A 15,845-nucleotide genomic window follows, 5' to 3' on the forward strand; every position below is an offset into this window, starting at 1 on the left:
TGGGAGCTGGCTTGCCAGCGATGAGGCCCTTTTGTATAGCCGAGAAATCAGGCGAGTTCAGCGACCTTGGCCGCCTTGAGCTGTGCCTCCCGCGCCTGCGCATCCGCCAGGCGATACAACTCGATCGTGCCATCCCAGTGCTCGATCAACGCCGTGCACGACTCCACCCAGTCGCCGCAATTGAGGTAATCCACCTCACCGACCTTGCGGATCTCGGCATGGTGAATGTGCCCGCAGACCACGCCATGCAATTCGCGTTTCACACATTCGTGGGCGATGGCTTCTTCGAAGTCGCTGATGAAGCTCACCGCCGTTTTCACCTTGTGTTTCAGGTACGCCGACAACGACCAGTAGCCGTAGCCATAACGGGCACGCCAGTGATTGAGCCAGCGGTTGAGGGTCAAGGTGAACTCGTAGGCCGAGTCGCCGAGAAAGGCCAGCCAGCGGTGATAGCGGGTGATCACGTCAAATTGATCGCCATGGATCACCAGCAGGTGCCGGCCATCCGCCGTGACATGCACGGCCTCATCGACCAACTGGATGTTGCCGAGGATCAGCTTCGAATAACGGCGCAGGAATTCGTCGTGGTTGCCGGTGACGTAGATCACCTCGGTACCGCGCTTGCTCATGGTCAGCAGGCGGCGGATCACGTTGGTGTGCGCCTGTGGCCAGTACATGCCGCCGCGCAGCTTCCAGCCGTCGATGATGTCACCGACCAGGTAGATCTTGTCGGCGTGGTAGCCCTTGAGAAACTGCGACAAGTGCTCGGCCTGGCAGTCCCGTGTGCCCAGGTGCACATCGGAAATCCACAAGGTGCGCACCCGTTGTTTACGGCTGGGTCTGGCGAGCTCGGCGCTGGTCATGGGCAACCCTCTGCGATGTTTTCGCCACTGTGCACGCGCCGGGTGAATCGACCATGACAGGCAGGCGTCAGTCGTGTGACAGCGCGCAAGCCCGTTGCCCCGGTGTAGACTGGCGCTCACTTCGGAGACCTCTGCCATGCGCCCGATCCTGACTCTGCGCCAATACACCCACGACCTGATCGTCCACAGCCACGACCACGCGCAACTGGTGTTCGGTCTGTCCGGTGCGCTGGATTTCGAAGTCGAGGGTCAGGGCAGCCAGGTGCGCCAGCAGAGTTTCGTGGTCGTCCCCGGCGGCGCGCATCACGCCTGCGGCAGCCCGGATGGCAGCCGTTGTCTGGTGCTGGACGTACCCGACGGGCCATGGCTGAACGACTCGCTGGGCGAGCACGCCGACGCCAGTCAGCGCTTGCTCGACCAGCCTGCGCGGTTGTCCCTTGATGCCGGGCAAAGCCAATTGGTCAACTGGCTGGCGCACAGCCCGGTCACGGACCCGCTGATCGCCCAGCAAGGCGCGGTGTTGCTGCTGGCCAGCCTGAATCACGCCAGACCTGCCGAACACTCGGCGCGGCGTCTGCCCTACGCGGCGCTGGATGCGCACATCGAACAATACGCCGCCTACCCGCTGCAAGTGGCCGATCTGGCGCAGATCGCCGGATTGTCCAGCGCCCGGCTGCACGCACGATTCATGGCGGAATGCGGGCAGACGCCGATGGACTACATTCGCAGCCGGCGGCTGCACAAGGCGGTTTGCCTGCTGCGTGACACGGCGCTGCCCATCGGCGAAATCGCCTGCCGGGTCGGCTACAGTTCGCAAAGTGCGTTCTCGGCCGCCGTGCTGCGAGAGTTCGGTGCCGCACCCGGCCAGTTGCGCCGCGATTCCAGCGACAAAAAACGCTAGTTCGCCGACAGACTTCTGCGCCGCAACACGTTTCAATGTGCATTCACGTGTAGGAGCTGCCGCAGGCTGCGATCTTTTGATCTTGCTTTGAAGGATTAAGATCAAAAGATCGCAGCCTGCGGCAGCTCCTACAGTGATCGCGTTGTATCGACCGACTCAAGAAGGATTGCAATGACTCCGCGTACTGCCCTCGGCGCCCTGCATATCGGCGCTCTGATGTTCGGTCTGACCGGTGTGTTCGGCAAACTCGCGGCCGCCTCACCGGCGGTGATCGTCTTCGGACGTGCGGCGTTTGCCGTGCTCGCCCTGGCCTTTTTCGCCCGCTTCGCCAGGCAGCACGGCTGGCAGAAACTGCAGGCGGTCGATTGGCGCCGTCTGGCACTCAGCGGCGTGTTGCTGGCCGGGCACTGGGTGAGTTTTTTCATCGCGGTGAAAGTCGCCGGGGTGGCGATTGCGACCTTGGGCTTCGCGAGTTTCCCGGCGTTCACGGTGATTCTTGAAGGGCTGATTTTCCGCGAACGCATCCGCGCCAATGAAATCGTGCTGGTGGTGCTGGTCAGCGTCGGTCTGGTGCTGGTCACCCCGGCGTTCGATCTGGCCAGCGGCGCCACGACCGGCCTGCTCTGGGCGGTACTCTCAGGCCTGCTGTTCGCCTTGCTGTCGCTGACCAACCGTGCCAGCTCCGGACGTATCCCGGCGGTGCAGGCGGCGCTGTGTCAAAACGTGGTGGTGGCGCTGTGTCTGCTGCCGGTCGCGGCCCCGCAACTGAGCGAAGTACGCGCGATGGACTGGCTGTGGATCAGCCTGCTCGGGGTGTTCTGCACCGGCGTCGCCCACAGCCTGTTCGTCGCCAGCCTCGCGGTGATCAAGGCGCGCACCGCCGCCGTGGTGTTCGCCATGGAGCCGGTCTACGGAATCACCGTCGCCTGGTTGCTGTTCGATGAAAACCCGACTGTGCGCATGCTGGTCGGCGGCGCGCTGATCATCGTCGCCATCGTAGTCTCCGCGCGGATGTCAGGCAGCGCCGACAAGAAAACCGTCGCGGCCGAAGCTGCGTCTCACTAAGTGCGGTCGTTGTGGCCGAGGTCGCGCTCAGGGTCGATCTGATCGCGGACTCGCTGCTTGAGCACCTTGGCCTCGGGAAAGCCGCCGTCGGCCTTGCGCTCCCAGATCTGCACATCGTCGCAGCTGATGTGAAATACCCCGCCGGTGCCGGGCACCAGCGAGACCTTGCCGAGGTCGTCGCCGAAAGTGCTGAGCAGTTCCTGCGCCAGCCACGCGGCGCGCAGCAGCCACTGGCATTGGGTGCAATACGTGATGACGATTTCCGGTTTTGCAGCAGACATGTTCGCTGAAACTCCTGAGACAGAGGGCGCCGCTATAATAGCCGGCTTTATCGCTTGCCCCGAGACTCACCATGCGCCGTTTGCTGTTCTGCCTGCTGCTTGGCTTGCTGCCGTTATTTGTGAATGCCACCGACGCCCCCCGCCCGAAAGTCGGCCTGGTGCTGTCCGGCGGTGCTGCCCGTGGTCTGGCGCACATTGGCGTGCTCAAGGCCCTTGAGGAGCAAGGCATCAAGATCGATGCGATTGCCGGCACCAGCATGGGCGCGGTGGTCGGTGGCCTGTATGCCTCGGGCTACAAGATCGATGAGCTGGAAAAACTCGCGTTGAACATCGATTGGCAACAGGCACTGTCCGACGCCCCGCCCCGGGAAGACGTGCCGTTTCGCCGCAAACAGGACGACCGCGACTTTCTGGTGAAACAGCAACTGAGTTTTCGTGATGACGGCAGCCTCGGCCTGCCGCTGGGGGTGATTCAGGGCCAGAACCTGGCGCTGATGCTGGAAAGCCTGCTGGCGCATACCAGCGACACCCGCGACTTCGACAAGCTGCCAATCCCGTTCCGCGCGGTCGCCACCGACATCGCCAACGGCGAAAAAGTGGTGTTCCGCAAAGGTCACTTGCCGCAGGTGATCCGCGCCAGCATGTCGATCCCGGCGGTGTTCGCCCCGGTCGAACTGGACGGCCGGCTGCTGGTGGACGGCGGCATGACCGATAACATCCCGCTCGACGTCGCGCGGGAAATGGGGGTCGACGTGGCGATCGTGGTCGACATCGGCACCCCGTTGCGCAATCGCAAGCAACTGACCACCGTGGTCGATGTGCTGAACCAGTCGATCACCCTGATGACCCGGCGCAACTCCGAAGAGCAACTGGCCGCCCTCAAACCCGGCGACGTGCTGATCCAGCCGGCGCTGGCGGCATTCGGGGTCACTGATTTCGGCAAAGCCCAGGAAATGATCGACGCCGGTTACCGCGCCACGCGGATTCTCGACACCCGCCTCGCTCAGCTCAAACCTCAACAATCCCAGGACGCCGAACTGAACGCTGCCCGCGCCCCGGGCCAGCGCACGCCGATCATCACAGCGATCAAGGTCGAGAACGACTCGAAAGTCGGCGATGAGGTGATTCGCTATTACATCCGTCAGCCGATCGGCGAGCCGCTGGATCTGGGCCGACTGCACTCGGACATGGGCACGCTGTACGGCCTCGATTACTTCGAACAGGTGCAGTACCGCGTGGTGCACAAAGGCCAGGATCACACGCTGGTGATCAGCGCCCGAGGCAAACGCAGCGGCACCGATTACCTGCGGGTCGGCCTGAACCTGTCGGACGACATGCGCGGCGACAGCGCTTTCAACCTCGGCGCCAGCTATCGCATCAACGGCATCAACCGTCTCGGCGCGGAATGGCTGACCCGGGCGCAGATCGGCGACAAACAGGAGCTGTACACCGAGTTCTATCAACCGCTGGATGTCGGCTCGCGCTACTTCATCGCGCCCTCTCTGGTGTTCCAGGCGCAGAACGTCGACGCGGTGCTCGACAACGATCCGATCGCCCAATACCGGGTCGAACGCTACGGTATGGCCCTGAATGTCGGACGGCAGATCGGCAACAACGGCGAAGTGCGTTTCGGCGTCGGCGAAGCCTGGGGCAAGGCCGACGTGCGCATTGGAGATCAGGACCTGCCGAGCGAACACTTCAACGAGGGCTTCTATTCGCTGAAATATTCGTTCGACTCGCTGGACAACGTTTACTACCCCCACGACGGCAAAGACATCAGCCTGACCTTGCTGCAATTCGAACCAAGCCTGGGTTCGGACACCCGTTACCGCCAGTGGGAATTCAAGCTGGACAAAGCCATGAGTCGCGGTCCGGATACGCTGATTCTCGGTGGCCGCTATGGACGTACGCTGGATGACACCAACGTGGTGACCTCAAGCTTCCTGCTCGGCGGCGCACGGCAATTGTCGGGCTTTCGCGAGGATTCGATCTCCGGGCAAAACGTCAGCCTGATGCGCGCGGTGTATTACCGCCGGTTGACCCCGCGCTCCTACCTGCCACTGGACTTCCCGTTGTATGCCGGCGCCTCGCTGGAACGCGGCCGGGCGTGGAACAACGACAACGAATTCGACAGCGGCTACATCAATGCCGCCAGTGTATTCATCGGTTTCGATACGCCGTTGGGACCGTTGAATTTCACCTATGGCCTGAATGACGCGAATGAGCAGGCGGTTTATCTGAATCTGGGGCAGACGTTCTGATCATTCAGGTGGATTGATGTTGTCGGCCCTGACGCCTTCGCGAGCAAGCTCGCTCCCACAATGGAACGCATTCCAACTGTGGGAGCGAGCTTGCTCGCGAAGGCGATAGCCCAGTCACCGCGCAATTGCGGTGACTCAACCATCAGCGAATACCCGCGAGTAACGTCCGCGCCGTTTGCTTGAGGGGCTCGTCCCCTTCCTTGAGCAACTCATTGAGCAAGGCAATGGCGCTGTCGATATCGCCGTCATCAATACAGGTTTGCGCCTGTTCAAGCTTCACCGAACCGACAGCAGGTTCCGGCTCCTGCAGTGTCAGTGGCTCCAGCGCCAGTGATGGCGGCGGGTCACCAAATTCATTGAGAAAGTCATCATCCAGCGGCTGCGCGTCGGGTTCGGGAATCCACTCCAGCTCCGCCTCGTCATTCACGGTGGCTTCGGGCAACTCAAAGTCCACCGGCAGCACTTCAAGGCTTGAGTCCGACGCGGGGGCGCCCGCGGATGGCTGATCTGCGGTCTTACGACTGTCCTCAAGATCCCAACTTGAAGCCATCGACAGCTCGCCCAGGTTCAATTCGAAGTCATCCTCAGGCGCTGGTGGTACTGCTGGCGCAATCGGTGCTGCAGCGATGACAGGCAACACCGGTGTGATCGCGGCAACACGGGTGAGCTTTGGATGACGCGCCCGGATCGCCTCCAGTTGCAGAGGATCGACTCCTGCCCCGCGCAATTGGCTTTCCTGCTGCTCATAAGCGGCACTGTCGCCCTGGCGCCCCAACACTTCAAGCAATTGCACGCCCAGATCGGTTCGCTCCGGCTCTTTGTCCAAGGCATCGCGCAACAGCCCGACGGCCTCGTTCAGGCGTCCATAGGCCAGATAAATCCCCACCGCCTCCAGCACATCCCCCGCCGCCGGCTCTTCACGATGCTCGGGTGTTGCACTGAGGCTGATCGAGGGCGCAGCGGGTCTGTCGTCCAGATCCGGCTCGTGACCGGTCGGGGCAAGCGCCAGCGGCGCTGCATTTTCGGCCAGTTGCCGGCGACGGCGCACGAATAGCCCACCCACCAGCAAGCCCAACAACAGCAGCAAGCCGCCGAACAGCGGCCAGTTGAGATCATTGTCCTCGACGGGCGGCGCGGCGGGTGCTGGCGCTGGGGTTGGCGGCGTAACCACCGGTGCCGGAGGCTTTTGCACTTCGGTCAACCGCGTTTGCAGATCACTGACCTGTTTTTTACCGTCGGCAATCTGCACATCCTGCGCCTGCAGTTTGACGTTGAGTTCGTCCACCGTCTTTTGCAGTTGCTGATTGAGCAGCACGCTGGCCGCCAATTGCTCCGCGAGGGCATCGCTGGCGGGTGAAGCCGCCGCTGCAGATGCTGGCGCTGAGGACGGCGCCTCGCGTTTGCCCTGGGCTGCCTGAGGTGCCGCGGTGGCAGGCTCGACGGCGGGAAATTCAGAGGATTGCGGATGGGGATCGGGTTCATCCGTGGCCGGTACGATACTGGGCGATCCAGGCGGATCGATCAGCACCGTGTACTCGCGCAGCAGGCGGCCATTGGGCTGATCAAGCTGCAGCAGAAAATTCAGAAAGGGTTCCTTGACCGGCTTGCGCGAGGTCACCCGGATCATCTGCCGATTGCCATGCAGGATCGGGGTGAACTTGAGGTCATTGAGGAAGAACACCCGTTCCACCCCGGCCCGGCCGAATTCATCTGCCGTGGCCAGGCTGGCCGAGAGATCGCTGGCACTCAGGCCAGCGGCATCCACCAGCGCAATGTCGGCATTGAATGGCTGATTGAGACCCGAGTGAACCGTGATGTCCCCCAGGCCCAGTGCCATCGACCAGGTCGAATAGCTGAATACGCCAGCGACCAGCAGCCATTTGGCGCCACTGCGCAGTACCACGTGCCGACTTGCGTGCATGAGCATCCCTTAGATAAGCAAAACCGGTTTCTATGCGTTCGCACATCCGGTACGAACACGATATTGCCCAGTAGTTCTTATAGTCTGCTCAGCGCGATCTCTCAAAAAACCGGCACGCGGTTATGCCTCAAGATTTTTCCAGGTTGCCCAGAATGTGCCCGTGAACCCGCATGCACACCTTCAAATCCGCCTCGTCGACGCCTTCGAACAATTCGTGGCGCAGTTGCGTGGCAATGGTTTCGATTTGTTCGATCAGCGGCAGCGCAGGTGCGCAGAGCACGATTTTTTTCGCCCGGCGATCTTCCATCACCGATTGGCGTTGTACCAGGCCCTGGCTTTCCAGACTGTCGAGCAAACGCGCGAGGGTCGGCCCCTCGACGCCGACGCTTTGCGCCAGCTCGCGTTGGGTCGGCGCATCTTCAAATCGCGCCAGATGCAGCAGCACCAGCCAGCGCGCCTGGGACAATCCCAGGCCCGCCAGTCGGCGATCCAGTTCGGCGCGCCAGCCACGGGACATCTGGGCCAGTTGCATGCCAAAGCGGTGTTGATCGGTTAACGGCATAAAACACTCATGAGTAGACTGACAAATAGAGAAAAACTAATTATTAGTCAGCTAAGCATGACATTTGGCTATAGGCAAGAGCCGACCTGTACTGAATCGTTACAACTGCCTGACGGTTGGCGCAAACGCCCTCTTACATTTCAAACTCAGATTGCAACGCAGCCCTGACGCAATAAAGAACGCCTTCCGGAACCCGACCGGCGAACAGCTCGGCGACTTCGGCGACCGACGGCAACTCGCCTTCGCCGTCGAGGAACGCATCCTGCACTTCGCCCATCAGTTCTTCAGGCAGGTCGAGCGCCTGCTCCAGCGACAATTGCTGTTTGCCAATGGCCTCGGCGAGCATGGTGTAGACGTTCTTTTCCGAGCACTGCAACTGCCCGGCGATCTGCATCGGGGTCATGCCGGCGCGAGCCAGAGTGATCAGTTCGTGACGCACGTCGGCCACCACTTTCGGCGCCTCGGCCTCGCCGCCGAGGATCTCGAGGAAGGCTTCGCCGTAGCGTTCCAACTTGCGCGCACCAACGCCGCTGACCCGCGCCATGTCGGCCAGCGAGGTTGGCTGGCTGCGGAGCATTTCCAGCAGCGTCGAGTCGGGGAAGATGACGTACGGCGGTACGCCATGCTCTTCGGCAAGTTTGCGTCGCAGCGCGCGCAAGGCTTCCCACTGCTCGCGCTCTTCGCCACGCACCAGTTGACTGGCCGGGCTCTTGCTCGCGGTCTTGGCGGTGACCTGCGGCTTGAGGTCGCGGCGCAGTTCCAGCGTCACCTCGCCCTTGAGCAAAGGCCGGCAGGTGTCGCTGAGGCGCAGGCCGCCATAGCCCTCGTGATCGACGTCGGCCAGACCACGCGCCACCAGTTGCCGGAACAGCGAGCGCCATTCGCTTTCGCTCAGCGCCTTGCCGACGCCATACACCGACAGATGCTGATGACCGAAACTGCGAACCTTCTCGTTGTCCTTGCCCAGCAACACGTCCACCAGATGGCCGACGCCATAGCGCTGGCCGGTGCGATAGATCGCCGACAGCGCCTGGCGCGCCGGCTCGGTGGCGTCCCAGGTCTGCACGCCGTCGACGCAGTTGTCGCAGTGACCGCACGGCTCGGGCATGTCTTCATCGAAATAGGCCAGCAGCGTCTGCCGGCGGCAGCGGGTCTCTTCACAGAGCGAAAGCATGGCGTCGAGCTTGTGCTGCTCCAGGCGTTTGTGGCGCTCGTCGCCTTCGGAGTTCTGCAGCATCTGCTTGAGCATCACCACGTCTTGCAGACCGTAGGCCATCCACGCATCCGCCGGCAGGCCATCACGACCGCCGCGCCCGGTTTCCTGATAGTAGGCTTCAAGGGATTTGGGCAGATCGAGGTGCGCGACGAAACGCACGTTGGGCTTGTCGATGCCCATGCCGAACGCCACGGTGGCGACCATGATCAGGCCTTCCTCGTTGAGGAAGCGCTTCTGGTGATAGGCGCGCAAATCATTGGGCAGACCGGCGTGATACGGCAGCGCCGGGAAGCCCTGCTCGCTGAGGAACGCGGCAACTTCTTCAACCTTCTTGCGCGACAGGCAATAGACGATGCCGGCATCGCTGCGCCGTTCGGCAAGGAATGCGAGCAACTGCTTGCGCGGCTGCTCCTTGGGCACAATGCGATAGAAGATGTTCGGGCGGTCGAAGCTCGACAGGAAGCGCTCGGCGTTCTGCAAGTGCAGGCGGGTGACGATTTCTTCGCGGGTACGCTTGTCGGCGGTGGCGGTCAGGGCGATGCGCGGCACGTCCGGGAACATTTCCGCCAACTGGCCCAGTTGCAGGTATTCCGGGCGGAAGTCGTGGCCCCATTGCGACACGCAGTGCGCTTCGTCGATGGCGAACAGGGCGATGTTCAAGCCTTGCAGGAACGACAGCATGCGCGGCTGCACCAGACGCTCGGGCGCCAGATAGAGCATTTTCACTTCACCACGCTTGATCCGTGCCGCCAGATCGCGCTGCTGCTCAGCGCTCAGCGTGGAGTTCAGCGCCGCCGCAGCCACGCCGAGCTCTTCGAGGGTGGCGACCTGATCGTCCATCAGCGCGATCAACGGCGACACCACCACCGCCAGGCCTTCGCGCAGCAACGCCGGGACCTGGAAGCACAAGGACTTGCCGCCACCGGTAGGCATCAGTACCAGCGCATCACCGCCGCTGGCCACGCGCTCAATGATTGCACCCTGACGGCCACGGAAACTGTCGTAGCCGAAGATGTCCTTGAGGACGCGTTGAGCCTGTTCGAGCATAAAAACTCCAAAAATCTACCGAAACATCCCTGCACAGGCTGGTTCAGGACAGCCAGGGCTGCTTAAACAAAACGTAAGAGCGCATTGCAATGTCAGCCGCAATACGGGCAGGAAGCGCAAAACGCGGCAGTATACCCGAGGCCTTCCCGGCAGGGGGTGCCGCTGAGAAGACTCAATCCTGCACCTCTGCTGTAGGAGCTGCCGAAGGCTGCGATCTTTTGATCTTGATCTTGAAAAACAAAATCAAAAGATCGCAGCCTTCGGCAGCTCCTACAGGGATCATCGGTGGATCTGCGGGCCGTGGCGGGGCAAATCTGCCATACGGCTGGCTTGAGCGCGCAAGAAGGCCTAGAATTCCCGCATTGTTTATTCCCCCAAGGTAGCCCCGTAATGTCCTTCGCTGAGCAACTGACCCGCCTGCAAGTCTTTCTCGACGCCGACGAGCTGCACGAAGAGGCGCTGGATTACGTGGCCGCTCACGGTTACCTGACCGCCCTGTCGATCTGTGCAGAAGACGTCCCGGAGCGTGAGTGGATCGACGCCCTGTTCGCCGAAGAGCCGCATTACAGCAGCGAAGCCCAGCGTGAAGAGATCGAAGCTACGCTGATTGGCCTCAAGGCGCACATCGCCCGCCAACTGGCGTCCGACGAAGAATTCGAACTGCCGTGCGATCTGGACCTCGGTGATGAGCCGGACGACTCCGAACTGCGCGGCTGGTGCATCGGCTTCATGGAAGGCGTGTTCCTGCGCGAAGCGGCCTGGTTCGAGACCGCCGAAGAAGAAGTCAGCGAAATGCTCCTGCCGATCATGGTCGGTTCCGGCCTGTTCGACGAGCAGCCAGAGTTCGAAGACATCGCCAAAGACGCCAACCTGATGGACGACATGATCGTGCAGATCCCCGAAGCCCTGACCGCGCTGTACCTGCTGTGCCAGGCGCCAGACGAAAAACCGGCGATCCTCAAGCCACGCCACCACTAAGTTCAGGCCTATGGACAACCCCATAGGCAACCGCTCCCTGATGTTGCGCTATATCCTGCTGGCCATCGGCTGGCTCAGCGTGGCATTGGGGGTGATCGGGATTTTCCTGCCGGTTCTGCCCACCACCCCTTTCCTTCTGCTTGCTGCGGCCTGCTTCGCGCGCAGCTCTCCGCGCTTTTATCAATGGCTGGTCGAGCATCCCCGGCTCGGGCCGTGGATCCGTGACTATCTGGACGGCAACGGCATACCGCTCAAGGGCAAGGTCTACGCGATCGGGCTGATGTGGGTGAGCATTCTGTTCTCATGTTACCTGGTGCCGCTGCCGTGGGCGCGCGGGTTCATGTTGACCAGTGCGGTGCTGGTGACGGTCTACCTTCTGCGCCAGAAAACCCTGCACAAACGCTGAGCGCTCAGTAACCGTTCGTCGAAAAACCCTGCTCACCTGTCAGATCTGACAGTAGCCAGGCGATCGACTTCAATCCTTAAATCACTCCGTCGCCCATCCCTCGACAGGAGTGTCTGCCATGTTGAAAAAACCTGCGAAAAGAATTCCCGCGTTGGCACTCGCCGAGCTGGAAATCCCCGACAAGCAACCCGAAAAGCTGCCTTCCGGTGAGTGGGGGATCAATTGGGCCGCAGCGATGGGGGTACACCCCGAAAAAGGACTGCTGACTTACATTTTGCCATGGAGCGAGATGGGCATCGGTGACGACGTCGAACTGTTGAAGGATGGTAACGTCGTTGCTCAGACCACCATCAGGGAAGCCGCCGAGGTGAATCAGCGCGTAACACTATTCGTCGCCCCCCGGCACGCCCGGACCGGCTCGCATACCCTGAATTACCGAGTTAAACGAATCAATCAAGCGTGGGAACCCCAGAATCCCCCGACCGCAATATACGAAAAACTCGAGATTCCGGGCGGGCAAGATACGTTGCCAGGCCCCGGCCACTCCGGGCTGTATATGTATATCGATCCGGAAATCGTCAATGGCGGCGTGGATAAGGACATCGCTGAAGAAGGCGTGCCGATTATCGTCCGCGCTCAATCCGGTTCCGGCGTGCCTTATCCTGACGTGGCGGTCGGTGACAGGATGAAGGTGACGTGGGGTGGAGTGTTCAAAGAATCCGAACCGGTCACCGCCGAGCAAATCAGTGATCCCGTCAACAATCCGATCGAAATCGTGGTCGACAAAGCCATGATCGAGAAGGCCGGCGATACCGATGATTCAGGCCTTGCTGTGAGCTTCATTGCTTTCGACATCACGGGAAACTTCGCAGAAGACTGGTGCACGGAAACCCGGATCGTAGTCTCGGTGGGCACAAATCTTCTGCTCGCCCCTATTGTCGCGCCGGCCATCAACAACGTGCTTGATCTTGAGAAATTAGGTGACGACAACGTCGTCGTTCAAGTGGTAGCCAGAGCCCCGGACTTCAAGCTTGGCGACAAAATCGAACTGAAGATGCGCGGCACCACGGTAGAGGGCGATCCGATCGAGGCCGTTGCTCCCTTGGTGACCATTGACAACTTGCCACACACCTACGAGTTGGTAATCCAGAACTCGGATGCGCGAAAGCTGGCAAAAACCCAAGCCACTTTCTCTTACCGCCTGATACGCGATGGAAGCACAGACCCGCTTCGATCCAAGGGCCAGTTCGTGCAGATTGTGGGCGAACCGGATCAACTGGCCGCACCAACTTTCGATGATGAGGAAAATGGCGCTATTGACCCCGAACTCACTCAAACCGCTTTTCGGATTCCACACAATCCGATTATTGAAGTAGGCATGGCAATCGAAGTTGGATGGTTCGGCAAGCGCCCCAATGGCACCATTCATAACCCAAGCTTCGACTGGTATTTTCCGGACAAGGACGAAGTGAGCAACGAAGATGGTTTTGTCATTCCTATCGACGGCATACACATTTCCACCCTCAACGGCGGAACTGTAGACGGGTCCTATACACTGCTTGCGGACGAAGACGGCGAAATCATCAGGCGCCGCTCTCGAACCGCGGCCCCCGTCAACATCGGCGAACCGCAGTTCGAGCTGGTGCAGCCCATCGTTCTGGGAGAGCAGAATGGTGGACTGGAACCCGGCGACCTTCCCGCAGGCGCCAGTAAACTCACTGCGCCAAGACCCACCGGTACGCCAAGCAAGTCTGGCGACATAGTCACCTATACGTGGGATGGCGAGGTCACAGACAAGAAGGAAGACTCCATCACTCTCAACGCCCTCTCGGCCGACAAGGATGTGCCCTTCACGCTGAATGCCGCTTTCGTAGCGGCACACATTGAACCCAACCGCGGAAAGAAGATAACTGTCACTTACCGGATCTGGCGCAAGGAAACCGATACCACCAGCTACTCCAATCCGTTGACCTTTGTCGTCGGCAAGGCAGAGCAACCCCTGCTGGATCCTGCGGAAGTGGTGCAAGCCCCCGGTGGAATCCTCGACCCCGCCGATGCCCCGGACGGTGCAACCGTCAAGATTGCCGCCAATCGCCCAGAAAACGCCGGCGATCATTTTTACATGACGTGGGCCACAACGGACGGCGAGACCGTGCACACGGATAACAGATCCGTCAGCTCAAACAACCAGGGCAAACCCGTCGAGTTCACGGTTGCGCAATCCATCCTGCTCGCCTGCCTGAACAAAGATGTGGTGATCAGTTATTACGTAGCATTGTTGGAGGGTGGCCAGGCCACCGGTGCGGATTATCCGCTGAGAGTCGAGGCAACGGAGTTCAAGCTGCCAGACGCCACGTTCAGGGAGGCAACCGGTCTTCAAAAAGATCAGTTGAACCCCGCCGATGTTTATCCAGACGGCGCAACGGTGGTGATACCGGCAACCGCCCTTCTGAAGGCAGACGACGAAATCACGGTAACGGTCGAGGGTCAAACCACTAACACGTATCCGCATACCGTGACGTCCGCGCAAGCCGACAAAGAGCTGGCCGTGATCAAAGTGCCGCATAGCGTGATCAACGCCAACGACGGGCGAAGCATCGCCTTGAGCTACGAAATCAAACGCAAGGCCGGCGGAACCGATGGTCCTTCCAACCCGACGGTCTACGATGTGCGCAAGGTGATCGGCAGCGGCAAGTTGCGGGTCATCGGGGCGCGTTACAACAAGGGGATTTATCGGGAGAGCAGCTCCAGCTGGCTCATATCCGCCTTCAACGCAGACACGCTGCAACGCGTAGAGGCAGAGTGGAAATATGCTGACGACAGCACCTGGACGAAGGCGCAGTTCTGGGTTGATACCGACCCGTATGCCCCCTTGCAAGTTCGCACCAGCGACGACCAGGTCACCCTGAACAGAGTCAATATATTTGGCACCGGCGGCCCTGGCACTCCCGCCAATGACGGGGCATTCGTGGCGCTGCGGGACAGGAACAATCTGGCAGCCTGGGGTAACCCTTTGAATGGCCAGAATATCCCGCCAACCATTCAGACGTTCACCGACATTGCCAGGACGGCTTGTTCAGGCAGTTCCTACGCGGTAATTCGCACCAACAATTTCACCGTGGCATGGCCCGGGACTGCAGGTCAGGGTGGAGAAATGGGCACATTGGACCCTACGGACTTCAAACTGCTTGCGGGCAACAGCGTTGCAATTGCGGGCATCAAAACCGATGGAACAGTCCATGCCTGGGGCACCGCTGACAAAGGTGGAACCCCGTCCGCCGAAATCCTGGCCTTGAGAGATGCAGTCGAACTGACGCCAGCCGGAAATGCTTTCGCCGTCCTCAGAGCGACCGGCCAGGTGATGGCCTGGGGAGGTGGAGTGGGGTTCGGCGGTGTTGTTCCTCCAGAGATCGCCAGCCTGACCGATATTAAACACGTGATCGGCAATGGCTTCGCGTTCGCTGCACTTCGGAAAAACGGCAGTGTGGTCGCCTGGGGTGATCACGTGAAAGGCGGCGCCGTATCCGACGATGTCGCCGGCCTGACCAACATCAAGGCGCTTGCCTGTGCAAATGCTCAAGTCTTTATCGTCATGCTCATGAGCGGACAAATCGCAGGCTGGGGGCCCTCAACGTATGGCGGCGAACTTCCTGCTGAAATCCGTTCCCTGACGGATATCATCTCAGTCGTCTCCAGTTCGAATGCGTTTGCAGCGCTTCGACACAGCGGTCACGTCGTTGGATGGCCCGCGGCCAATTCAGGTGGGCTGATACCTGACGCGATCGCCGGCAGGGACGATCTTGTTCAATTGGCCGCCACCGCTGGAGCATTCGCCGCAGTGTGCAAAGATGGAACCGTCGTAGCCTGGGGAGATCCGTTGCTCGGCGGAGATACCGCGTCCGTAGCCGACAAACTGCTCAACGTCATCGCGATCTACGCCAACCGTCATGCTTTTACGGCGCTCACTTCCGACGGCGAAGTGGTGACCTGGGGCACTGCGCTCGCTGGCGGCGACAGCAGTGCCGCTCAAGACCGGCTCAAAGGCCAGGTGTCGTACTACGCCAATGCGGCCACCCGCGGTCTGGCCCTCAAGGCCAGCCATTTGGCCAGGCTCAACACGCCCTGAAACCTCGACGATGCCTGCTGTGCGGCGCTCACCCGAGCGCCGCCTATCCGATTTGAGGAGAGCGAGACATGAGCCAGACCAAAACCAAAACCAAAACCAAGACCAAGACCAAGAACAGGAACAGGAACAACCCACGGCCGCCAACTGTAGACGAAGCGCCCCTCGGTATTCTGGATCCGCAAACGCTTCCTCCCGGGGGAGCGACCGTCAGGTTAAAA

General features: G+C 60.8%; 11 protein-coding genes. 6 read left to right on the forward strand and 5 right to left on the reverse strand.

What is annotated here, in order from left to right:
* Positions 1–47: 47 nt before the first annotated feature.
* The gene (locus KVQ82_RS22160) at positions 48–863 is read right to left on the reverse strand and encodes a UDP-2,3-diacylglucosamine diphosphatase (protein WP_047292436.1); all 816 of its coding nucleotides are present in this window, start codon (positions 861–863) and stop codon (positions 48–50) included.
* 136 nt (positions 864–999) lie between these two features.
* Between KVQ82_RS22160 and KVQ82_RS22165 the strand changes: the two genes are divergently transcribed.
* Both KVQ82_RS22165 and KVQ82_RS22170 read left to right on the forward strand, forming a co-directional pair.
* Positions 1,000–1,764, forward strand: a complete 765-nt coding sequence (locus KVQ82_RS22165; RefSeq protein WP_222015901.1) for an AraC family transcriptional regulator — start codon at positions 1,000–1,002, stop codon at positions 1,762–1,764.
* A 171-nt stretch (positions 1,765–1,935) separates the two neighbouring features.
* Positions 1,936–2,829: a DMT family transporter gene (locus KVQ82_RS22170; protein ID WP_108182009.1), complete on the forward strand. Its 894-nt coding sequence runs from the start codon at positions 1,936–1,938 to the stop codon at positions 2,827–2,829.
* On the opposite strand, the gene KVQ82_RS22175 is transcribed toward KVQ82_RS22170, so the two are convergent.
* Positions 2,826–3,110 (reverse strand): SelT/SelW/SelH family protein, encoded by a 285-nt coding sequence (locus KVQ82_RS22175; protein ID WP_222015902.1) that lies wholly within the window; start codon positions 3,108–3,110, stop codon positions 2,826–2,828. The two genes, KVQ82_RS22170 and KVQ82_RS22175, sit on opposite strands and share 4 nt — an antisense overlap.
* Positions 3,111–3,181: 71 nt before the next feature.
* Here KVQ82_RS22175 and KVQ82_RS22180 point away from each other — a divergent pair, with 71 nt between their 5' ends.
* On the forward strand, positions 3,182–5,371 hold the full coding sequence (locus tag KVQ82_RS22180; RefSeq protein WP_222015904.1) for a patatin-like phospholipase family protein: 2,190 nt from the start codon (positions 3,182–3,184) through the stop codon (positions 5,369–5,371).
* Positions 5,372–5,513: 142 nt separating this feature from the next.
* On the opposite strand, the gene KVQ82_RS22185 is transcribed toward KVQ82_RS22180, so the two are convergent.
* From KVQ82_RS22185 to recQ, 3 genes are all read right to left on the reverse strand, one after another.
* Complete coding sequence (locus KVQ82_RS22185) at positions 5,514–7,292, reverse strand: FimV/HubP family polar landmark protein (protein ID WP_222015906.1); 1,779 nt, start codon at positions 7,290–7,292, stop codon at positions 5,514–5,516.
* A gap of 127 nt (positions 7,293–7,419) precedes the next feature.
* Positions 7,420–7,854 (reverse strand): MarR family transcriptional regulator, encoded by a 435-nt coding sequence (locus KVQ82_RS22190; RefSeq protein ID WP_027613988.1) that lies wholly within the window; start codon positions 7,852–7,854, stop codon positions 7,420–7,422.
* A gap of 133 nt (positions 7,855–7,987) precedes the next feature.
* On the reverse strand, positions 7,988–10,117 hold the full coding sequence (gene recQ, locus KVQ82_RS22195) for a DNA helicase RecQ (protein WP_145593115.1): 2,130 nt from the start codon (positions 10,115–10,117) through the stop codon (positions 7,988–7,990).
* A gap of 390 nt (positions 10,118–10,507) precedes the next feature.
* Between recQ and KVQ82_RS22200 the strand changes: the two genes are divergently transcribed.
* The 3 genes from KVQ82_RS22200 to KVQ82_RS22210 all read left to right on the forward strand — a co-directional run bounded on the left by KVQ82_RS22200 (position 10,508) and on the right by KVQ82_RS22210 (position 15,627).
* Positions 10,508–11,095 carry a YecA family protein gene (locus KVQ82_RS22200; protein WP_007962155.1) on the forward strand — a complete coding sequence of 196 codons (588 nt, stop codon included), beginning with the start codon at positions 10,508–10,510 and terminating at the stop codon, positions 11,093–11,095.
* A gap of 10 nt (positions 11,096–11,105) precedes the next feature.
* Positions 11,106–11,501, forward strand: a complete 396-nt coding sequence (locus KVQ82_RS22205; protein WP_108182006.1) for a YbaN family protein — start codon at positions 11,106–11,108, stop codon at positions 11,499–11,501.
* A 118-nt stretch (positions 11,502–11,619) separates the two neighbouring features.
* Positions 11,620–15,627, forward strand: a complete 4,008-nt coding sequence (locus KVQ82_RS22210) for a hypothetical protein (RefSeq protein ID WP_222015908.1) — start codon at positions 11,620–11,622, stop codon at positions 15,625–15,627.
* Positions 15,628–15,845 lie beyond the last annotated feature (218 nt).

The organism is Pseudomonas sp. AO-1 (assembly GCF_019775695.1).
GTDB classification, from domain to species: Bacteria; Pseudomonadota; Gammaproteobacteria; order Pseudomonadales; family Pseudomonadaceae; genus Aquipseudomonas; species Aquipseudomonas parakoreensis.